A 20,203-nucleotide genomic window follows, 5' to 3' on the forward strand; every position below is an offset into this window, starting at 1 on the left:
ACTTGTCCTTATCGGGGCAAAAAAGGGTTATCTGGAAACGGAAATGCCCGGCGCTCAGTGCCCGGCAAAATCGCATACGGTAAAAAGTTCGATGCCCTGCTCGCGGATCAGATTCGAGCCGCCCAGCTCGGGCAAATCGACAATCGCGGCCGCTTCGACCACGGTGGCGCCAATGCGCTGCAGCAGCTTTGCTGCGGCAATCATCGTGCCGCCGGTGGCGACCAGGTCGTCGATCAGCAGGATGCGCTGGCCGGCCTGGCAGGCGTCGGAATGCAGCTCGACCGTGGCCGAACCATATTCGAGTTCATATTCTTCGGCAATGGTATTAAACGGCAACTTGCCTTTTTTACGGACCGGCACAAAGCCGAGGTTCAGTTCGTAGGCCACGACGGCGCCGAGGATGAACCCGCGCGCATCGACACCAGCCACCAGATCAAGCTGCTGATCCATATAACGGTGCACGAAAATATCGACCAGTACGCGGAAAGTCTTCTTGTCCTGCAACAGCGGCGTGATGTCGCGGAACTGCACGCCTGCCTGCGGCCAGTCCGGCACGGTGCGGATGCGCGAACGGATGTACTCCGAATAAGGCGGCTCGGTAATCACGGCATCTGGCTTCATCTGGCTTTCATCCTTCCCGCTCCGTGCGGGTCGTCCGGCAAATCACTGAAATCGGCGCTGAAACGGGCAGCGGGGCCTTTTCGCCCCGCGCACCGTTGCACTGCCTTGATTGAGTCGTTTTAGTGGAAGAACGCGAACTTCACCACCCACAGCGCGGCAATGATGATCACCGCCGGGCTCAGGTCGCGGAAGCGGCCTGCCAGCGCCTTGATCACCACGTAGCTGATGAAACCGAAGGCAATGCCGTCGGCAATCGAGAAGGTGAACGGCATTGCCAGCGCGGTCATCACGGCCGGAGCGGATTCGGTCAGGTCATCCCATTCGATTTCGGCCAGACCACGCGTCATCAGCACGGCCACGTAGCACAGTGCCGGCGCAGTCGCGTAGGCAGGAACGGAACCGGCCAGCGGCGAGAAGAACAGCGCCAGCAGGAAGAGGCCGGCCACCACCACTGCAGTCAAACCAGTACGGCCACCAACGGCAGTACCAGCAGCTGATTCGATATAGGCAGTGGTCGACGACGTGCCCATCACGGCACCGGCGGTAATCGCCACGGAATCGGCCAGCAGCGCCTTTTTCAGGCGGGGCAGCTTGCCATCCTTGTCGAGCAGGCCTGCGCGGTGCGATACGCCAACCAGCGTGCCGGTGGTATCGAACAGATCAACGAAGAAGAAGACGAACACCACGCCCAGCAGCGCGCCATTGAAGAGGCCGGCCGGCGTCATGAAGGCGGAGAGGTCCATCTGCATGAAGGTCGGTGCCATCGACGGAATGGCGGATGCAACACCACCGAACTGCTGCAGACCCAGCACGATGGAGAGAACGGTAACCGCCAGCACGCCGATGATGATCGAGCCGGTAATCTTGCGATATTCCAGCACGATAATCAGGAAGAAGCCGAAAATCGCCAGCAGCACTTTCGGATCAGCCAGATTGCCCAGCGTCACCAGCGTGGCTTCGCTACCGATCACCACGCCGGCGCTCTTCAGGCCGATGATGGCGAGGAACATGCCCACACCGGCCGAAATGGCGAGTTTCAGCGAGTGCGGAATCGCGTTCACCAGTGCTTCCCGCACTTTAAACAGACTGACAATCAGGAAAACAATACCGGAAATGAAGACGGCACCCAGCGCCTCCTGCCAGCTCATCTTCATGCCCATCACGACCGTGAAGGTGAAATAGGCATTCAGGCCCATGCCCGGCGCCAGTGCGATCGGGTAATTCGCCACCAGTCCCATGATGGCCGTACCCAGCGCGGCGGCCAGGCAGGTCGCCACGAAGACGGCGTTGAAGTCCATGCCGGTCTTGGCCAGGATGGTCGGATTGACGAAGATGATGTAAGCCATCGTCAGGAAGGTAGTGAAACCGGCGATCACTTCGGTTTTCACCGTCGTGCCGTGTTCCTTTAGTTTGAAAAACGATTCGAGCATTGCTGCCCCTCCTCCGGGATTGATACGACTATTGTTGTGAAACCGAAATTGTCAAACTTCAAAACAGCCGCTCAGGTCAGCTGCCCGACATTGAAAAGCGCAAGCAGGCCCAGTATCGCAAACAGGGCGGCAGCGGCAAAGCGCACCATGCGCAGATAATGCATGCGCGATGAAATCCAGTTACCCAGCCAGACAGCCGGCACATTGGCCAGCATCATGCCGATCGTGGTACCGAGCACGACCTGCCACAGCGGGTGATATTTGACCGCAAGCGCCACGGTGGCGACTTGCGTTTTGTCACCCATTTCTGCCAGGAAAAATGCCACCAGTGTCGCCAGGAAGGCGCCATAGGGTTTGACGACGGCTTCGCCTTCTTCCATTTCGTCGGGGATCAGCGCCCAGGCGGCAATGGCCAGAAAGCTGATGCCGATGACCCAGCGCAGCACTTCGGGCGATATAAAGCCGGCTACAAGCTGGCCCAGCCAGCCGGCCATGAAATGATTGAGGATGGTCGCACAGAAGATGCCGAGTACGATCGGCCAGGGGCGGCGAAAGCGCGCCGCGAGAATCAGCGATAGCAGCTGGGTCTTGTCGCCGATTTCGGCAACGGCGACCACGCCGGTGGAGACGAGAAGAGCGTCCATTGAATGTGTTTCTCCGGGGCGGGTAGATCGACGCGAGGCGACGCGGCCATGACCCACCCGGAGCACGACTGCGCGCCTCGGGTCTTGTCAGGCCGGAAAACCGGCTGACCGCACCATGCAGGCTGAAAAACAGGCTGCAAGTCTGTTGATGCGGCCCCCGCTGAACACCGCGGGCGACTACTCCCCCGAAGGGCAAAAGCGGCATCTTACCTGCAGCCAGCGAAAATCACCAACTGCGGTTATCCCGCACCGCTCCTCAGCCCTCGCAGCGAGCCGTCAGCATGGTACGGGCGTGCTCCAGAATGCCGTTGCAGGCCGCTTCGACCATGTCGAGGACCTGCTCGAAGCCATCCGCGCCACCATAGTAGGGATCAGGCACTTCACGCTCATGCTCCATGCCGGCGAAATCCATGAACATGCGCAGGCGATGCTGCTGATCGGCCGGGCAACGACGCTGCAGCACGGCCATGTGGCTGTTGTCCATCGCAAGAATCAGGTCAAAGCGAGCAAAATCGGCATGGGAAACTTCGCGCGCGCGCAGGAAGGACAGGTCATAACCGCGCTTTCTGGCGTGTTGCTGGGCGCGGCGGTCCGGCGCTTCGCCGACGTGGTAATCGTAAGTGCCGGCAGAATCCACCTCGATGCAATGCTCGAGACCGGCATCGCGCACCAGATGGCGCATCACGCCATCGGCAGTGGGGCTGCGACAAATATTGCCGGTGCAGACAAAAAGAACCGAAAACTTGCCCTGTTTGCTCATGTTCATTTCCTCGCTGGATACCCTGTGAAACGTCGCCACGGCAACACGTGCGCCGGCACGCGGCCACTACTGCCGGCAATACTAGCAGTGTCACCCCGCCCTATCTTGTTCTGGCGCAGAAGTGCCGCCCTGCCTGTACGCTCCGTGATCGGCAAATATAAGCCACCCGGAAGGGTGGCAGGCGCCTATACTCGGTACGCGACATCCCGTTGTGGCATGTCTTCAAGGAGTACCGCTTATGGGCAAGCTGAAACAAAGCAACAAGGAAACCAAGAAACAACCCCTTCTCACCCAGAAAGAAAAAAAGCACGCCAAGCAGGCCAAGAAGCTGGCAGCCGGCATCACGCCTTTCCTGCCTCACTAGGCAGTACACAGCCAGCGGCCAGAAATGCGCCGCCACCGATTATCCTGCCCCGCCCTGAATGCGGGGCTTTACTTTGCCAGTTAAAAGGCAGGGTATACAGCGACAGCCTTTTCTTGCAAATGGCTACAGGGCAATACCCAGCGAGCAACTTCGTATCCAGCGACAGAAAGGCTCAGCCCTCACTACGGCGCACCAGCAGAATAACCGGCAACAGGCCAGCCAGCACGATAAAGAGGCTGGGCAGTGCAGCACGCTCCCACATGCCTTCCGATGTCATCTCGAAGACGCGCACCGCCAGCGTGTCCCAGCCGAAGGGGCGCGTCATCAGCGTGATCGGCATTTCCTTCATCACATCGACAAAGGCCATCAGCACGGCGGTGAACAAACCTCCGCGCAGCAGCGGCACATACAGCCGCCAAAGCAAGGCGCGGCCGCTGCAGCCCAGTGAACGCGCGGCGTCTTCCTGATTGCGCGTGATACGCTGCATGGCGCTGTCAACCGGCTGGAAAGCAACCACCAGAAAACGCGCGGCCAGTGCAAGCAGCATCACGGCAATCGAACCCTTGATGACTTCGCTGCCGGTAAAACCCAGTGGCTTGAGCCAGTCCAGCAGCACACCATCAAACCAGGCCACCGGAATGAACACGCCCACGGCCAGCACGGTACCGGGTACGGCATAGCCGAGCACGGACAACTTCGCCATCAGCTGCACCGCCCAGCCGCGATAACGCCGCTGCACAAAGCTCAGCCACAGCGCCAGCACAATCAGCAGCAGTGCGGCCAGCGCGCCCAGCAACAGCGAGCGGCCGATGAAACCGGGATAGCGCTCGTCGAAATCCTCCACCCACACACCCTTGGCCCACAGCAGCAACTGGATCACCGGCACGACAAACGCCAGCAGCAGCACGGCACCGGCAAACAGTGCTGCCAGTGCGCCCTGCCCACGGGCGAGCCGGATGCGCGCACTGGAAGAAAGCCGGCTGTGGTACTGGCGCCTGCCGCGGCTGCGGTGCTCGATCAGCGCGAACACCAGCACGATCAGCACCAGCAGCGAGGCCAGCTGGGCGGCAGCCGGCAGATTGAAGAGCGCGAACCAGGATTTGTAGATGGCGGTGGTGAAGGTGTCGTAATTGAAGACGGACACGGTGCCGAAGTCGGCCAGCGTTTCCATCAGCGCCAGCATCACGCCGCCGACGATCCACGGCCGCGCCAGCGGCAGCGCCACACGCCAGAACGCCTGCCAGCGGTTCAGGCCCAGCATCTGCGCGGCTTCGAGCGCACGCGTACCCTGCGTGAGAAAGGCATTGCGTGCCAGCAGGTAAACGTAAGGGTAGAAGGACAGCGTCAGCACCAGAATCACGCCGCCGGTCGAGCGGATCGGCGGAAACCACGCCGAGCTGCCGAATATCTGGCGCAGGAGCGTCTGCACCGGCCCGGTAAAGTCAAACAGCCCGACCTGCACGAAAGCCAGCACATAGGCAGGCATCGCCAGCGGCAGCATCAGCGCCCAGCTGAAGAACTTGCGCCCCGGAAACTCGCACACGGCAGTGAGCCAGGCCAGCGGCACCCCCAGCAGCAGCACGCCCAGCCCAACACCCAGCACCAGCCAGACGGTATTCAAGAGCACTCGCGGCAGTACGAATTCACTCAGGTGCGACCAGATTTCGGGCTGCGGATCAAGAAAGGACGCCAGCACCACCAGCAGCGGCACAACCGTCAGCAGGGCAATGGGCAAAAGGTAGAGCGGCCCTTTCAGGGCGGAAAGTCGGGACATGCGGCAGGAAAACGCTTCGGATCGGTTGCAAATGGGGGCGACCATCAGGGAGACAAAGGCCTCACAGCGGCTTCAGGTGTTCATCGGCCAGGCCGGCAAGCAGACTGCGCCCCTCCTTTGAGACGCGCAGTATCGCATAGCGCGCCCTGCTGTAGCGCTCCGCATCGCCCTCGGCAAAGAAATAGGCGTGGCTGGGCAGCTGGACCCTCGATAAGCCATAACCGGGCAAAGCCTTGACCTGCAAGAACTGCTCGCCAGCGCCGGCCGGACGTGGCTTCACGCCGACCCACGTTGCGGTGGCGATGCGGCGGCTATCGAGTTTCAGCAGCACAGTCAGCCAACCGCGTTCCGGCCAGTCGAGAGTGGAATGCTGCCCTATGGCCTGATCGACGTCCCGTACCACCGCATAATCCAGCGCCATGAAATCGCCCTGCATCAGCGAGCGCGGATCAACCGGCGCCAATGGCAGGTATACTACTGCACCCGTTTTCAGCAATTGCTCGTGGCGATATACCCCTAAGTTCAGCATCAGCAGCGTGGCAATGATGGCCAGAGTGGGAAGCAGGATTTTCTTCATTGCAGCGACTCCTTCTTCACCAGCCAGGCCAGCCCAAGCAGGGCCAGGCCGGCCATAATCAGCACCAGCCCCTTGTGGAGCAGCGCCCAGTCCAGCAGGTAGTAAAAACGGCTGAAGGCATACAGGGCACCAGCGCCCCCGAGAAAAGCCAGCAGCCGCTGGCGGCCCGGCACCAGCATCGCCAGCCACAGCAGCAGTACCGGATAGAGAAACAGCTCGCTCATCAGCAGCAGCGGCAGAATCGCCAGCCACGGCAAGACCAGACGCCACGCGATCTGCTCGCGGCGCAGGCCATGGAGCACAACCAGCACCAGTGCCAGCGTCGGCAGGAATTGCTGGCGAACGGTGTATAGCATCCAGCCTTCCTGCTGCCAGGGCAGATTCGCACTGCGCCACAGATGCTGGTGCTCGGACAGCGTAAAGCCCAGCGCAACCAGTACTACCGCAAGCCGCAGGGCGTGCAGGCGTTCGCCCCAGGCCGGCGGCTGCAACCACCACCAGGCCAGCAGCGCCACGACCACGGTATCGCGCAGCGGAGCTGCGTAGGGATACAGTCCGCGATCATCCAGCCAGTACACGTCCAGCCCGCTCCAGTACCAGCCGATCACCGCCAGCACCAGTGCGGCAACAAAACGCAGCGCGGCATTGCCGGAAAACCACCAGATGGCCGCAGCGGGCAGCACATAGATAAGATCCAGATAATTCCACCACGAGCGGCCACCATTCAGTGCCTCGAACACCAGCGGCAGCAGACCCACGCCGGCCATGCACAGCGGCACGCCCATATCGGACAGGAAACCGCCCTGCTGCCGGCTGGCAAGCCAGTAGCCGGAGATGCCGAACAGAGGCGCCAGCACCAGCGCACTTTCCTTGGCAGAAAAGGACATCGGCCCGATGGCCACGGCAACCATCAGCAGGATGGCGCAGAACCACGCGCCCAGTGCCTGCAGCGCGCGCACCGTGATTGGCAGGGCAACATTAGTCATGAGCGTACTCCCTGCGTTCTGCCGCCGCTTTTCTGAGCCAGATACCCACTGCAGCAAAGCTGCCAACGGCGATCAGCGCCAGCAGCAGCATGCCAAGCCCCGAGAAATCCCCGAGCATGCGGCCGAATGCAATCAGAAAACCCACCCAAAGCGAATACACCGGGCAGGCCAGCCACAGCAGCGGCCCCTGCCGGCGGAAATGCCACGCACCTGCCAGATTGAGCAGCAGCCAGATCAGGGCAGCGAGCCATGGATGGATAACCAGCAGCTGCTGACTTGCCGCCATGAAATCAGGATCCAGCCGCAAATCCAGCACGGCCAGCCATGCCGGAATCGCCACCACAAAGGATGCGATCAGGACGACGCCATGGGCAAACACCCCGCGCCGCACTGATCGGAACATCACCCATGCACACGTCGCCAGCCAGATGAGATGCAGCGGCCACAGTCCGTATTCCGGCCAGCGACCGCGCCAACCGCCGGTCGTGTTGTTGAACAGGACGACAGCGACGCTGGCGATCAGCAGCCACAGCCCCCACACCGGCTCGTGCCGCGCCCACAGCGCCCATGGCAGGGCCAGCAGCGCCCAGATTGCGAACAGCTCCCATTCATCAGCCCCGGTCTGGTAAGTCTGGCCGATCACCGCCAGCCACGCGCCGGTGAGCACCACGATGGCAAATGCCAGCCAGACACCGGCCGCCTTCTCGCGCCAGCACCACCAGCCAGCAACCGCCAGCAGCCACAATGCTTCCGCCACACCCACGCGCAGCAAGGCCGGCCAGGTCCACCAGTTGGCGGCAAACACCATGATGATGCCGGAGAGCACACACAGCAGCCCCGCCAGCGCCGGCAACTGCCACAGCCAGGCCTGCCAGCGCTGCGCATCCGGCAATGCCCCCGATGCGCGGGCATCAGCCAAAAACTCACCCTGCCTCAAGTGGCCTTCCAGCACGGCCAGCTCATTCTTTGATAAGTCGGATGCTTGCATATCGCCTCCTCGCAATTCCCGAACAAAGCACCAGCGGAACTCGAGCCTACGCCGCTTGCCGGACAACAAAAAGCCCGGCATGACCGGGCTCAGTGTTTGCACGGAAAGCGTGCAGAAAATGCAACGTTACCGTTGTGTCAGCCAAAGCCGCTTAACGGTAGCCCGCGCGGTCCATCAGCTTGGTGGCTTCCGCCTGCAGTTCACCCGCCTTGGCGACGTTGATCGTGTCCTGCTTGAACGGCCCCCAGGATTTGATTACAGAATCCGGCTGGATTTTCGGATTGGCCGGGTATTCCAGATCCTTGTCCGTGTAGATGAACTGCGCCTTGTCGCTTGATAACCACTCGATCAGCTTCTGTGCGCCGGCGGCGTTCTTGGCATGACGGGTCACGCCGGCACCCGACACATTCACATGTGTGCCCTGCTCTTTCTGGTTTGCCCAGAATACAGTCACCGGGAAATCCTTTTCCTTGTCGACAATGCGGCCGAGGTAATAGGTATTGGCAATGCCCACCTGGCACTGGCCGGCAGCAATGGCCTTCAGCAGCGCGGTATCGTCGGCAAACACATCGGTCGCCAGATTGGCCACCCAGCCGCGCACGATGGATTCGGCTTTCTTTTCGCCCAGCTCATCGATCATGGTGGCAACCAGCGACTGGTTGTACACCTTCTTGCTGGTGCGCAGGCACAGCTTGCCCTTCCACTTCGGATCGGCCAGATCGGCATAGGTGGAAAGTTGCTCCGGCTTCACCGTGCTCTTGTTGTAAACGATGGTGCGCGCGCGCACCGACAGGCCAAACCATTCGTTTTTCGGGTCACGCAGGTGCGCCGGGATATTGGCTTCAAGCACCGGCGACTTGATCGCACGCAAAAGCCCCATATTCGAGGCCTGCCACAGATTGCCGGCATCCACCGTGATCAGCACATCAGCAGGGGTGTTGGCGCCTTCGGCTTTCAGGCGCTCCATGAGCGGGCCTTCCTTGTCGCTGCGCAGCTTGACTTCAACACCGGTTTCCTTGGTGAACGCGTCAAGCAGCGGTTTGATCAGCTGTTCATTGCGCGCCGAATAGACGGTGACGGATTCGGCCAGAACATTGCCAGCGAGCAAAGCCAGCGCCAGCGGGGCAAGAAGCAACTTTTTCATCGGGAGGAAACTCCATGTGCGGGGCATTGATTACAATCACTCAATAATAATTCAAACAACAACCATTCTCAATATCAAAATTACCGTTCCATCTAATATTTAGGTTCGTTGTAGTAGAGCAAAAGCAAGCCCTGAGTGTGGCAGCAAACCCGCAGCAATACAGGCTGCAACGCGGGAAAGTGGCGAGCGCCGCTCGCTGCACACAGCCCAAACACCCGGTCAAGCCTGTGAAGAAGCGCCCCCAGCAGCTACAATCAGCGGCCATTACGATTTTGCACCGAGCAACAAAAGGATTTCCCGCATGCTGTGGTTCCGCAACCTGCAAGTATTCCGTCTTTCCGCTGATCACGGCATGAGCGCCGACAGCATCCGCGCCAGCCTCGAGAAAAAGCCCTTCGTTCCCTGCGGCAGCATGGATGTTTCCAGCGCAGGCTGGATCGCCCCGGCCAAGCATCGCCCCGACGAAATCACCTACACCCAGCAGGATGCCGTGCTGGTGGCACTGAAAACCGAAACCAAGCTGCTGCCCGCCATCGTGATCCGGCAGGAAGCCGACGAGCGCATCCGCCACATCGAAGAAGAAGAAGCCCGCAAGGTCGGCCGCAAGGAAACCAAGGAAATCCGCGACCGCGTCGCTGAAGAACTGCTGCCGCGAGCCTTCACCAAGCAGGGCGTGCAGCGTGCCATCATCGACCTGCAGAGCAATCTGGTGCTGGTCGAGAGCGCGTCCAGCAGCCGCGCGGAAAATCTGCTGTCGGACCTGCGCGAAGCACTGGGCAGCCTGCCCACACGGCTGCTACAGACCAGCACCACGCCACAGACGGCCATGACGATCTGGCTGGAACAGGGCGCGCCGGATGATTTCACGCTCGACGCCGACTGCGAGCTGCGCTTCCCCGGCGACGACGGCGCGGTTGCGCGCTTCACCCGCCAGGATCTGAATGCCGACGAAGTGCGCCAGCATCTGGAAAGCGGCAAGCTCGTCACCAAAATGGGCATGAGCTGGAACGAGCGCATCAGTTTCCAGCTCACCGAAAAGCTGGAGCTCAAGCGCCTGGCGATGCTCGACGTGTTGCAGGACGACCTGAAAAACGCCGACGCCGACAGCCAGGATGCGCTGTTCGAATCGAGCTTTGCGCTCACCGTGGGCGAACTGCGCCAGTTCCTTCCTGCCATCATCGACGCACTCGGCGGCGAGCTGCCGGTCTGAAGCCGGCGGATCATTGCCATATCAACACCCCTATCGCCATGCAGCCCTTTAATTAAAAGGTTTGCAGCAACATACCTGGCAAGGAACTATCAGCATGGAATTCTGGAGCAGTCTCACCGTCCTTGGCGCCATCATTTTCAGCCTCGGCGCTGCCATGGTGCTGTACGCCACCTTCAGTGCCATTCTGATGCTGGCAGGCAAGAAAGAAAAACGCTGGCTGGGTGGCATCGGCGGGCTCGGCATCATGGTCGGCTTCGCGCTGGCCTGGCCCGCCCCGGCCCAGCACGCCGACAAGGCCTGGCTCTCCGGCGTGGTGCTGACCTTCGCGCTGATCGCCCCCGTCTATGCCTTCCGCAAGCGCACAGCGGATGGCTGGCTGTGGAAACTGTTCTGGCGCGGCTGGCTGCTCACCCTCGTCAGCTTTCCGCTGATTTTCGGCTGGCTGCTCCAGGCCGGTCGCGCACTGGCTGGCTGATCACGGCAAGTCCCTAATGCAGGTCACCCGCATGAACGCACACTCGCACTCACCCGCCAGCGCAGAGATCGGGCACTTCATTGCACTGGTGGAATCCGCCCTGCTGCCTCACTGGCAGTTGCAGAGCACTGACGAGCACGAGCCTGTCGAGGTCGCCGCACTGCCGGCACCGTGGCAACTACTGGGCTGCGGCAACTATGCGGCTGTCGTGTGTCATCCGGATCATCCCGGCCTGGTCGTCAAGCGCTACGCCCCCGGCCGCCCTGGCCTGGCGGAAGAAGCCGGCGTCTACGCCCGGCTGGGCGACCACCCCGCCTACTCGGCCGCCCTGCATGTCGGCGCAGATTACCTGATCCTGCGGCGAATTTACGGCAAAACGCTCTGGCAATGCTGCCTTGACGGGACTCCCATCACGCGCCAGTGCATCGCCGACATCGACGCAGCCATGGCCTGGGCCGCCGAGCGCCAGCTCAACCCGCACGACGTGCACGCCAAGAACGTCATGCAGCACGAAGGCCGCGGCTACATCGTCGACATTTCCGACTTCTACAAGACCGGACCCTGCCAGCGCTGGAGCGATTTCCGCAAGGTGTACGACTACCTCTACGCACCGCTCTTGCTGGACGACCCCGTTCCGCTGCCACTATGGCTGATGAACGGCCTGCGCCGCTGCTATCGCAAACTGCGGAAAATACTGGCGCAGGCTGGAAACTGGGACAGTATCCATTCAAAGTAGCCACGCCCGCGATTCGTCAAAGGGACACAATCAGATCAGGCAGTCAGCCACCTCCCCGTCTACGGTCGTCAAGACTACGCAGGTGGATGCTGCACAGCCCTTGCTGCATGGCTGTTTGGAGGCTGACCGGAGTCTACTGTGTAATGACCAGAGAGCCGCGGCCAGGCCGTCTGCTCCATTACCCGCTAGTAACCGCGCGGCGGCACTGCGGCGCCTGCTGGCTTGACCAGTTCATAAACCGTCTTGCCCTGCAGGCGGAAGTAATCGGCAGCGTGGTACAGGTTTTCCGAGTGCCCGACAAAAAGCAGACCATCGGATTTCATCAGTGGCGCAAATCGCTGCAGGATTTTAAGCTGCGTCGGCTTGTCGAAATAGATCATCACGTTGCGGCAGAAAATGGCATCAAACGGTCCGCGGATCAGCCAGCTCGTCTCGATCAGATTGAGCTTGCGGAACGTGATCATGTCACGCAGTTCCTGCTTCACACGGTAGGTGCGTCCATCGGCCTGCTTGTCAAAAAAGCGGCTCACGCGGGCAGGGCCAAGTTTCTGCACTTCCTCACCGTTGTATATGCCCGTTTTGGCCACTTCCAGCACATTGGTATCCAGGTCGGTCGCGACAATCTTGACTGGCGGGCGCAGGGTATCGAATGCCTCACAGGCGGTGATTGCAATCGTGTAGGGTTCTTCGCCGGTGCTGGATGCCGAACACCAGACATTCATGCCCCCGACACTGCTGTTGCGCACTTTCTTGAGATGCTCGGCCAGAATCGGAAAATGGTGAGCCTCACGGAAGAAGGAGGTCAGATTGGTGGTCAGCGAGTTGGTGAAAAGTTCGAATTCCTTGCTGTCACCCCGCGACAGGACATGCAGGTAGTCATTGAACGTATGCAGATTGAGGGCGCGCAATCGCTTGGCCAGACGGCCATACACCATGTCCTGCTTGGAAGGTGCCAGCGCGATCCCCGCATAGTCGTAGATCATTTTGCGGATTTTCTCGAAATCCGCTTCGGTAAACTGGAATTCACGGGAGTTTGAAATCATGGCTTCACTCGTTATCAGCTGGTCACGGCGGCGGAACAAGCCGCTCCGCCTCCATTGGATATAGCACGCGGGCAGCCATCCTGCCCCTAGTCAGTCACTACGATCAATCCAGACCGACCATCGATGGGCCGATCTCTGCCAGCAAGGCATCAATACGGGCAACCGACGCCGCATCGCGCTCGATGACCCGCCCCCATTCACGCGTGGTTTCTCCCGGCCATTTGTTGGTGGCATCCAGCCCCATCTTGCCGCCGAGCCCGCTCACGGGTGATGCAAAGTCGAGATAATCGATTGGCGTGTTTTCCACCAGCACCGTATCGCGTACAGGATCCATGCGGGTGGTAATTGCCCAGATGACCTCTTTCCAGTCACGCGCATCGATATCGTCATCGACGACGACGATGTACTTGGTATACATGAACTGGCGCAGGAATGACCAGACCCCGAACAGTACCCGCTTGGCATGGCCGGGATATTGTTTCCTGATCGAGACAATCGCCATCCGGTAACTGCAGCCCTCTGCAGGCAGATAGAAATCCGTGATTTCAGGAAACTGCTTCTGCAGGATGGGAACGAATACTTCGTTGAGCGCCACGCCCAGCATGGCCGGCTCATCCGGCGGTTTGCCGGTATAGGTGCTGTGATAAACCGGATTGTCGCGATGCGTGATGCGGTCGATCTCGAATACAGGAAACCAGTCCTGCTCGTTGTAGTAGCCGGTATGGTCACCGTAGGGGCCTTCGAGTGCATGGAGGTAGCCGTTGATTTCCTTTACCGGTACGCCATGTTCGGAAACTCCTGCAAAACCGGGAGCGCAGGGCTTGATTGCGCCTTCAAGCACGATTTCAGCGGTCGCAGGCACCTGCAAATCAAAGCCGATGCAGCGGGTCAGCTCGGTTTTACTGCCACGCAGCAAACCGGCAAACTGATACTCGGACAGCGTATCGGGCACCGGAGTGACAGCACCGAGAATGGTCGCCGGATCACAACCGAGCACCACAGCAATCGGGAAGGGCTCGCCCGGATACTGGCGGGAATGCTCGCGAAAATCGAGTGCGCCCCCACGATGTGCCAGCCAGCGCATGATGACCTGGTTCCGGGCGATCACCTGCTGGCGGTAGATTCCCAGATTCTGGCGTTTCTTGCCCGGGCCGCGCGTCACGACCAGTCCCCATGTGATCAAGGGTGCCACATCACCTGGCCAGCAATGCTGGACAGGAATGACACCCAGATCAACATCGCTACCTTCGATGACATTCTGTTGAACCTGCCCGCGCCCCACTTCCTTCGGCGACATCGACAATACCTGTTTCAGCAGCGGAAGCTTGTCCCACGCATCCTTCAGCCCCTTGGGCGGCTCGGGCTCCTTCAGATAGGCCAGCGTCTTGCCGATTTCGCGCAGGGCCGACACGTCCTGCGCCCCCATGCCAAGCGCCACGCGGCGCGGCGTACCAAACAGGTTACCCAGTACAGGCATCCGGTAACCCGGCACATTCTCGAACAGCACCGCCGGGCCCTGTGCCCGCAAGATGCGGTCACACAATTCGGTCATTTCCAGCCTGGGAGATACAGGCTGCGCCAGCCTGCGCAATTCCCCCTGCCGTTCAAGCTGAGCAATAAAGTCGCGTAAGTCGTGATATTTCATGCGGCCCCCGACAAAAACGCCCGACTGAATCGGGCGTTTATTGATTTAGGCGTGATTCACAATCACGCAGAGATGGTCATGCTGACCTGGTAACTTTCACCCGGCTGCAAGGTCACGGCATTGTCAAAAACATCACCCCGCTCGACACAGACAAAACCGGAGTAGGCGGCACCAATATCCCCTCCCTTGAGTGCGGCTGTGCCCGGGTTCCAGACCACTGCACTCTTGCAATCACTCACGATATGGGTATCGCCTGCAGCGGTACGGATAATCTGCTCGGCCGGAACATCGAGATACACCGAGTCATGCATATTACTGATTACCACATCGCCTTCGTTGAACAGGCGGGTGATGCCACCAAGGGTATTGATCTGTTCGCAGCCTGCCAACCCTTCAATCACGCATTCGGCCACATCGGGGACAGCGAAATACGAGTGCATGGCGGCGCTGAAAGGAACGGCCTCCTTCCCCAAATGCTCCGCAGCCAGTTCAACCTTGAGAACGGATCCCACGCTGACGGCAAAACGGAAATGGAAATGGTGCGGCCACATTTCTCGGGTCTGCAGACTGTCCTTGAGCCCGAGGACGATACGATGCGAACCATCATCCAGTTGCTCGGCCGCTTCGATGCTCCAATCGCTGCTGCGGGCAAAGCCATGCGCAGGCAAGCCGCGCGCCTTGTCCGGATGCCCGCCAAACCAGGGCAGGCACAGCGGAATGCCACCACGGATGGCCTTGCCATGATTGAATTTCGCCAGCGGCGAGAGCCAAAGCAAGTCACGACCGCCTGCGGGCGTGAACGACAGCACATGAGCTCCTTGCAATGCCAGCACGGCACGACCATGGGCATTCTCGATGACCAGTAGTGGCAATCCGGTTCCACGCCCCGGATACAGCTGCTCCGAAGACAACAGCGAAATTCCCGGCACTGCGGCCAGTAGTTGTGCCTGATCAGCAGAACTGGTCATGTGAAAACTCCCGATAGCAAACCGCAGATTGTAATGCAAGGACGCAAGTCACGGCAAAAGGCGGGGCGCGAAACTGACAAAGATCAGCCCGGAACAACAGCTTTCGTCGCCCCACATCAGGCACCATGACAGTACGATCATGACGCAGAGTCCGCACACTGGCGGCGACCTTCCCGATACCGATAACTCGCGCAAAAAAACCGCCAGAAGCCTCGCTTTATGCGGGGTTTGTGGCGGTTTGTCGTGCTTTGCCACCGAAACCGGTGGCACCCCCAGCAGGAAAACAAACCATCTGATTTAGATGGAAAATTTCCGGCGCGTGGACAAATTATGGACAGTGCGATCAGGCTTTTTCAAAACCGCTGAAGCTGATCTTCAGGACACTTGATAAAGTATAAACGCAAAAACCCGCCCCGGCGCGAACCGGAGCGGGTCAATTTTTGGGCAGGCCAGCACGAGGCCGGCGGATCAGGGGCTTGCGCGATGCGGGCGGGCAGTTATCCACCGATTCTGTGGACAACTGAGCTGTCAAGGAATCCTTGACAGCTCACGCCGCCACACTCACCCAGTCGGTGACGATCTCGCCCTGGTCGTCATCCACATTGACCGCGAATGGGAAGGTGATGCCGTGCACCGGATGCGTGATCCACAGCGCCTGCCGCGCCCGCTCGAAGCCGAAGTTGTTGCTGTAGGCGTATTCGTCATAGCCCTTCAGGCTGCCATTCACGATCAAGCGCTGCAGGTGGATGTACTGGTGCCAATGCCCGAGCAGCATCACGTCATAGCCGGCATCGATCTGGCCGTTGCGGCTGCGCTTGCGGTGGTCGCCACGGATGATCGGGCCAAGGGCGCCGATCATGCCGTCACCGCCGCGGAACTGGTCGCCATGCGTCAGCAGGTAGCGCGTGCCAAACACGCGGTAATACGCATCCGGCCCGTCCGGAATCAGGAACGTGATGCGCTTGTCGTTTTCGAACAACCGCGCCAGCGTCACATAGGCCAGCCAGTCAAAGCTGGTGTAGTTGCGTCCCTTGGCACGGGTCTTGTGGGTATTGCGGCCATGGTTGCCGGACACACACGGCACAAACACTGCGCCGAATTCATCGGCCAACGTCGTGATGCACCAGGCTAGCACGCCGATCAGATCGTGCACGGCTGGCATGATCTCGACGGCATTGGTGGCCATCAGCTCATCATGGATATCACCGCTCACCATATCGCCACCCAGCGCGAACACGATGCCGGGGTGGCACGGCCGGGTGAACTCATGGCGCAGCAGGCTGATCGTCTTCTGGATCAGCTTGCTGGCGCGCTGATGGGCGATTTCGAGATTGTATTCGTTCACGCCATTGATCTGGCGCGGGTCAACCACTTCCGCCCAGTGCCAGTCGGATGCAAACAGCGTTGGCACGCCCAGGCTACCGGCCTCCGGTGTGGTGTCGACCAGCCAGCGCGGCAGCTCGACTGGCGTTTCAGCCAGCTTGAAAATCTGTCGCTTCACATAGTCGGCATCCAGCGTCTCAGCTTTCAGCGCGGCAATTTGCGCGCGCAGTGCCTTGGTTTCCATATCCGGCACCGCCTTGCTGGCCGGCTGGGTTGGATCATTCGCCGCTGGCTTCACCTCCTGCTGCTGCACGCGCTGGCGGTCGATCAGCACGCCCGGGGCGGCCTCCTCGATGCGCTGGCGGATGCGCCACAGCGGTGACGTATCCAGCCCCAGCTTGCTTGCCACGTCTTTCACCAGTGGATACCCTGCCAGATCATTCCAGACACGCACCACTTCACGCTGGCGCGGGGTCAGTTTTCGCAACTTAGCATTTGCCGCCATGCGGCCTCCTGTGATGATTACTACGACGACAAAAATTCGGGTTTTCGATTGCCACATCGACGGCAATCAGCACGTCAACCAGGCACGCTATTTCGAGTTCCTGCAGAGCGCCCGCCTCGACTTCTGGCTGGCGCACGGCAAGGAATGGTTTGACGAGCGGAAAATCGGCTGCTGGGTGGCGGAATACGCCGAGGTGAAATTCAAGCGCCAGTGCGTGCTGGGCGACGAGCTCGACATCGAGTGCAGCTGGCACAACCTCGACAACGGCGAGGCGTGGGTTGCGCAGACGATCAAGCGCGCGGGGAAGCCGGCCGTCACCGCCCTGTGCAAGCTGGTGTTCGTGAACACCGAGACAGGGCGGCCGGCCAAGCTGGAAGGTGAGTTGCTGGAAAAGCTGCGCGGCTAGGCGACGAACGGTAGATATATACACACATAAATGCTTGCATGTTAATTAGGTGTGTATATAATTAGCTCATCAGGTCAGACGACCTACCGGCACCTCGCGGCAATCAGGGGTGGAGCAAGCAAATGAAAATCGAATGGACCACCAGCAAAGGCATGAAAATCTCGGTAGAACACGTTACCGCTGAAACTAACTCTCTTGATGGCTTCGAATATGGACGCAAGGTCAACGAGCTGGTAATCACTGGCAACGGCTCCCGCGTGCCGTTCTGGGGCGAGACAACCCACCAAGGTGCTTATGCCCTCGAAGCTCAAATGGGCAAGATCACCATCCAAGTGCCTGCAGAGTACGTTGCTAAAGTGCAGGAGATTGTGGCCGCATACAAATCGGCGAGCAAAGCCGCTGCACAAGCTGCAGAACAAAGCGAAGCCTGGTATGCCGAGCACACTGCCGGCGTCAACAAGCTGCTAAATCAATGAGGTGATGGAATGAGCCACGAAAACCGCAACCGCATCACCGTCATCCAGCCGGGGAAGCCCCGGCTGTATCAGCCCACTGATCTGCCGGGATGGGAAATCATCGGCGAAGTAAATACTGGCGATGACGCTGGAGCGCTGTTGAGGCACAAGCAGACGGGAAACTATGCGCTGGCATGCGCAGGTGCGATCAAACGCCTTGATGGGCGCAAAGTTGCATCCGCAATCGGTGCGCTGGGCCGCCCCTCAGAACTGGACCAAGGAAAACGCGTGAACGTCTACCTGGACGCGCAATCCATTGCCAAAGCTCAGGCGCTTGGAAATGGCAACCTGAGCGAAGGAATCAGGATAGCTCTGGCCGGAATATCGATGGAAGAAGCCGCCGCTTCTGTGCTAAAAAATACGCGCGGTTAATCCCGCCCACACTCCGCCCGCACAAACCCCTGCAGCGCCGTCAGTTGCCTGATGGCGTCGTCGCCTTCACTTGTGATGCCGACAAGCCAATCAGCAGCCGCTGGGTCAAGTTCGGCTGTCGTTCGATCATCAGTGCGGCCGGCGGATTCGGTTTGCGCGGCGGGTCCACTGGCTGCGGCGGCAGATCGTACAGCGATGCGCAGGCGCACATCACCAGCGCGCACAGCAGCACGGAGCTTGTCGTTCTCAGCTTGGGCATGGGTGATTTCCTTCTGGTATTTGACATCGAGCGCAGCCACGCGGCTGGCGGCTTGTGCTTCCTTTTGACGGGTATCGGCTTGCAGCCTTGCAACGGTGCTGGCTGCGGCGGCATCCTTCGCCGCGTATGCGGCCTTTTGCGCCTCATATTTGCCCTGCCATCGCCAGCCATTCACCAGCCAGCCAGCAGCACTTCCGGTCGCCAGCAATACCAGTGCAGCAATCAGCACTACCAGCGCCCGGGCGGCAAGGGCTTGCGGGGGTTGCAGTGTCATCGCAGATTCCTCCAGTTGATGCGCTCGCAGTGCGGCATATCCGGCGACTTCCAGCGCCCGCCCCACGCGAGGCCGTAGCGCTCGCAGATCGGGCCGAGCTTCTGATACAGCGGGTCGTTGCCGAGATACTTGCCATCCTGAAACACGCCGAAATCAAAGGCCTCGGCATCGCCGCGCGGCGTATCGGGCAGATCGGTGTTGTGTGCGCCGGTTTTCAACCAGGTCACAATCGGGCCAGGCGTCGTGCGCCCCTGCGCGTACAGCCAATCCTGTTCAGCTTGTGGCCGATAGGTCGTGGTGAATTTCACCCGCTTGCCCTGCCGCTGCGCCACAGCGTCCATTTCCGCGACGGCAGTCACGGCACTCGCCCGGATGGATGTATGCAAGTCCTGCGGATCGCGGCTCAGCAGTAAAACAGCAGCCCCGGCGATGGCCGAGACTGCTACCGCGGTGGCGATTTTCGCTTTGCTCATGGCGCCCTCACTTGCGCAGGGCGTACCAGACGCCGATCAGGCTGCCGAGAATGCCTGCACCCCAGCCCACCACCCTGCCGAGTACACTGATCGTCTTCGCGGCGCCACGCAGGGCGCTGAAGGTTTCGATCAGGTCGCGCAGTTCTTTCAGCAGACCCTTCATTTCCTCGACGTGCGAGGCGTGCGCTGCGATCAAAATTTCAGCCTGCTGGGTACGCCCTTCCAGCCGCGCGAACCGCTCCACACCATCATCAAGCCGGCGGTCGACAAATGCGTCGTGCTTCTCACGCTGCTCCTGCCCAGCCTCAAGCCGCGCGCAACGCTCTTCCAGCGCCTCCAGCTTCGCGAGGATCTGCTCTGTGTCTGCCATACGCCCTCCCTCGGGCAATAAAAAACCCCGCCGAAGCGGGGTTGTGTGTGATGAATGACCGGTCAGTTGTCGAAGTTGATCGTTGCCGCGAGGCGGAACAACTCGTCAACCTGCGCATCGGTCAGCCTGATCTGTTGCGATGCCCAGTCGATCAGCGGCGATTGCCGGTAAAAATGACTGGCATCCTGCCAGGCGAAGCGGACTGCCTTGGGTGTTTCGGGCAAGGCGATCAGCGCCTCGACGTCATCGAGCAACTGCCATGCATCCAGCGCGCAGCGCGCCTGGAAGCGGGTGACGCGCTGGGCGCTGGTGCCGGTATCCATGGTGATAACTGACATCAC

At 60.3% G+C, this 20,203-nt stretch carries 24 protein-coding genes; 7 read left to right on the forward strand and 17 right to left on the reverse strand.

The window, feature by feature from the left end:
* Positions 1-54 precede the first annotated feature (54 nt).
* The 4 genes from H559_RS0105270 to H559_RS0105285 all read right to left on the reverse strand — a co-directional run bounded on the left by H559_RS0105270 (position 55) and on the right by H559_RS0105285 (position 3,455).
* Complete coding sequence (locus H559_RS0105270) at positions 55-621, reverse strand: adenine phosphoribosyltransferase (RefSeq protein WP_051278963.1); 567 nt, start codon at positions 619-621, stop codon at positions 55-57.
* Between the two features lie 119 nt (positions 622-740).
* Complete coding sequence (locus H559_RS0105275; RefSeq protein ID WP_028451835.1) at positions 741-2,051, reverse strand: NCS2 family permease; 1,311 nt, start codon at positions 2,049-2,051, stop codon at positions 741-743.
* 71 nt (positions 2,052-2,122) lie between these two features.
* Entirely contained in the window at positions 2,123-2,695 is a 573-nt protein-coding gene (locus H559_RS0105280) for a TMEM165/GDT1 family protein (RefSeq protein WP_028451836.1), read from the reverse strand.
* Positions 2,696-2,951: 256 nt separating this feature from the next.
* Positions 2,952-3,455: a low molecular weight protein-tyrosine-phosphatase gene (locus tag H559_RS0105285; protein ID WP_155845303.1), complete on the reverse strand. Its 504-nt coding sequence runs from the start codon at positions 3,453-3,455 to the stop codon at positions 2,952-2,954.
* A gap of 238 nt (positions 3,456-3,693) precedes the next feature.
* Here H559_RS0105285 and H559_RS23300 point away from each other — a divergent pair, with 238 nt between their 5' ends.
* A complete protein-coding gene (locus H559_RS23300) occupies positions 3,694-3,819 on the forward strand; it encodes a hypothetical protein (protein ID WP_281171351.1) in 126 nt (41 codons plus the stop codon).
* A gap of 172 nt (positions 3,820-3,991) precedes the next feature.
* Here the strand turns inward: H559_RS23300 and H559_RS0105295 are convergent, their stop codons facing one another.
* From H559_RS0105295 to H559_RS0105315, 5 genes are all read right to left on the reverse strand, one after another.
* Positions 3,992-5,593 carry an ABC transporter permease gene (locus H559_RS0105295; RefSeq protein ID WP_034640012.1) on the reverse strand — a complete coding sequence of 534 codons (1,602 nt, stop codon included), beginning with the start codon at positions 5,591-5,593 and terminating at the stop codon, positions 3,992-3,994.
* A gap of 61 nt (positions 5,594-5,654) precedes the next feature.
* On the reverse strand, positions 5,655-6,170 hold the full coding sequence (locus H559_RS0105300; RefSeq protein WP_028451839.1) for a GDYXXLXY domain-containing protein: 516 nt from the start codon (positions 6,168-6,170) through the stop codon (positions 5,655-5,657).
* Positions 6,167-7,156 carry a DUF4401 domain-containing protein gene (locus tag H559_RS0105305; protein ID WP_028451840.1) on the reverse strand — a complete coding sequence of 330 codons (990 nt, stop codon included), beginning with the start codon at positions 7,154-7,156 and terminating at the stop codon, positions 6,167-6,169. Before H559_RS0105305 ends, H559_RS0105300 begins: the two co-directional genes overlap by 4 nt.
* Positions 7,149-8,144, reverse strand: a complete 996-nt coding sequence (locus tag H559_RS0105310) for a DUF2157 domain-containing protein (RefSeq protein ID WP_028451841.1) — start codon at positions 8,142-8,144, stop codon at positions 7,149-7,151. Before H559_RS0105310 ends, H559_RS0105305 begins: the two co-directional genes overlap by 8 nt.
* A 151-nt stretch (positions 8,145-8,295) precedes the next feature.
* Positions 8,296-9,288 (reverse strand): Fe(3+) ABC transporter substrate-binding protein, encoded by a 993-nt coding sequence (locus tag H559_RS0105315; protein ID WP_028451842.1) that lies wholly within the window; start codon positions 9,286-9,288, stop codon positions 8,296-8,298.
* 301 nt (positions 9,289-9,589) lie between these two features.
* Between H559_RS0105315 and H559_RS0105320 the strand changes: the two genes are divergently transcribed.
* The 3 genes from H559_RS0105320 to H559_RS19065 all read left to right on the forward strand — a co-directional run bounded on the left by H559_RS0105320 (position 9,590) and on the right by H559_RS19065 (position 11,709).
* On the forward strand, positions 9,590-10,498 hold the full coding sequence (locus H559_RS0105320) for a recombination-associated protein RdgC (RefSeq protein ID WP_051278964.1): 909 nt from the start codon (positions 9,590-9,592) through the stop codon (positions 10,496-10,498).
* 94 nt (positions 10,499-10,592) lie between these two features.
* The gene (locus tag H559_RS0105325) at positions 10,593-10,973 is read left to right on the forward strand and encodes a hypothetical protein (RefSeq protein WP_028451844.1); all 381 of its coding nucleotides are present in this window, start codon (positions 10,593-10,595) and stop codon (positions 10,971-10,973) included.
* A gap of 31 nt (positions 10,974-11,004) precedes the next feature.
* Positions 11,005-11,709, forward strand: a complete 705-nt coding sequence (locus H559_RS19065; protein WP_051279011.1) for a hypothetical protein — start codon at positions 11,005-11,007, stop codon at positions 11,707-11,709.
* 185 nt (positions 11,710-11,894) lie between these two features.
* Here the strand turns inward: H559_RS19065 and H559_RS0105335 are convergent, their stop codons facing one another.
* From H559_RS0105335 to H559_RS0105350, 4 genes are all read right to left on the reverse strand, one after another.
* Positions 11,895-12,752 (reverse strand): CheR family methyltransferase, encoded by an 858-nt coding sequence (locus tag H559_RS0105335; protein ID WP_034640016.1) that lies wholly within the window; start codon positions 12,750-12,752, stop codon positions 11,895-11,897.
* Between the two features lie 103 nt (positions 12,753-12,855).
* Entirely contained in the window at positions 12,856-14,397 is a 1,542-nt protein-coding gene (ubiD, locus tag H559_RS0105340) for a 4-hydroxy-3-polyprenylbenzoate decarboxylase (protein ID WP_028451846.1), read from the reverse strand.
* 62 nt (positions 14,398-14,459) lie between these two features.
* Positions 14,460-15,365, reverse strand: coding sequence for a D-hexose-6-phosphate mutarotase (locus H559_RS0105345; protein ID WP_028451847.1), 906 nt, complete (start codon positions 15,363-15,365; stop codon positions 14,460-14,462).
* Between the two features lie 547 nt (positions 15,366-15,912).
* A complete protein-coding gene (locus tag H559_RS0105350) occupies positions 15,913-17,193 on the reverse strand; it encodes a hypothetical protein (RefSeq protein ID WP_028451848.1) in 1,281 nt (426 codons plus the stop codon).
* Here H559_RS0105350 and H559_RS0105355 point away from each other — a divergent pair.
* The 3 genes from H559_RS0105355 (at position 17,192) to H559_RS0105365 (ending at position 18,486) form a co-directional block, all read left to right on the forward strand.
* Entirely contained in the window at positions 17,192-17,599 is a 408-nt protein-coding gene (locus H559_RS0105355) for an acyl-CoA thioesterase (RefSeq protein WP_162143298.1), read from the forward strand. The two genes, H559_RS0105350 and H559_RS0105355, sit on opposite strands and share 2 nt — an antisense overlap.
* 122 nt (positions 17,600-17,721) lie before the next feature.
* The gene (locus H559_RS0105360) at positions 17,722-18,075 is read left to right on the forward strand and encodes a hypothetical protein (protein ID WP_028451850.1); all 354 of its coding nucleotides are present in this window, start codon (positions 17,722-17,724) and stop codon (positions 18,073-18,075) included.
* Between the two features lie 9 nt (positions 18,076-18,084).
* A complete protein-coding gene (locus H559_RS0105365; protein ID WP_028451851.1) occupies positions 18,085-18,486 on the forward strand; it encodes a hypothetical protein in 402 nt (133 codons plus the stop codon).
* On the opposite strand, the gene H559_RS21475 is transcribed toward H559_RS0105365, so the two are convergent.
* From H559_RS21475 to H559_RS0105385, 4 genes are all read right to left on the reverse strand, one after another.
* The gene (locus H559_RS21475; protein ID WP_051278965.1) at positions 18,483-19,019 is read right to left on the reverse strand and encodes a lysis system i-spanin subunit Rz; all 537 of its coding nucleotides are present in this window, start codon (positions 19,017-19,019) and stop codon (positions 18,483-18,485) included. The genes H559_RS0105365 and H559_RS21475 overlap by 4 nt on opposite strands.
* Complete coding sequence (locus tag H559_RS21480) at positions 19,016-19,492, reverse strand: M15 family metallopeptidase (RefSeq protein ID WP_051278966.1); 477 nt, start codon at positions 19,490-19,492, stop codon at positions 19,016-19,018. The genes H559_RS21475 and H559_RS21480 overlap by 4 nt, the downstream gene beginning before the upstream one ends.
* A gap of 7 nt (positions 19,493-19,499) precedes the next feature.
* On the reverse strand, positions 19,500-19,862 hold the full coding sequence (locus tag H559_RS0105380; protein WP_028451852.1) for a hypothetical protein: 363 nt from the start codon (positions 19,860-19,862) through the stop codon (positions 19,500-19,502).
* A 62-nt stretch (positions 19,863-19,924) separates the two neighbouring features.
* Positions 19,925-20,200: a hypothetical protein gene (locus H559_RS0105385; RefSeq protein WP_028451853.1), complete on the reverse strand. Its 276-nt coding sequence runs from the start codon at positions 20,198-20,200 to the stop codon at positions 19,925-19,927.
* Positions 20,201-20,203 lie beyond the last annotated feature (3 nt).

The sequence above is a fragment of the Chitinilyticum aquatile DSM 21506 genome (genome assembly GCF_000430805.1).
Lineage (GTDB): Bacteria > Pseudomonadota > Gammaproteobacteria > Burkholderiales > Chitinibacteraceae > Chitinilyticum > Chitinilyticum aquatile.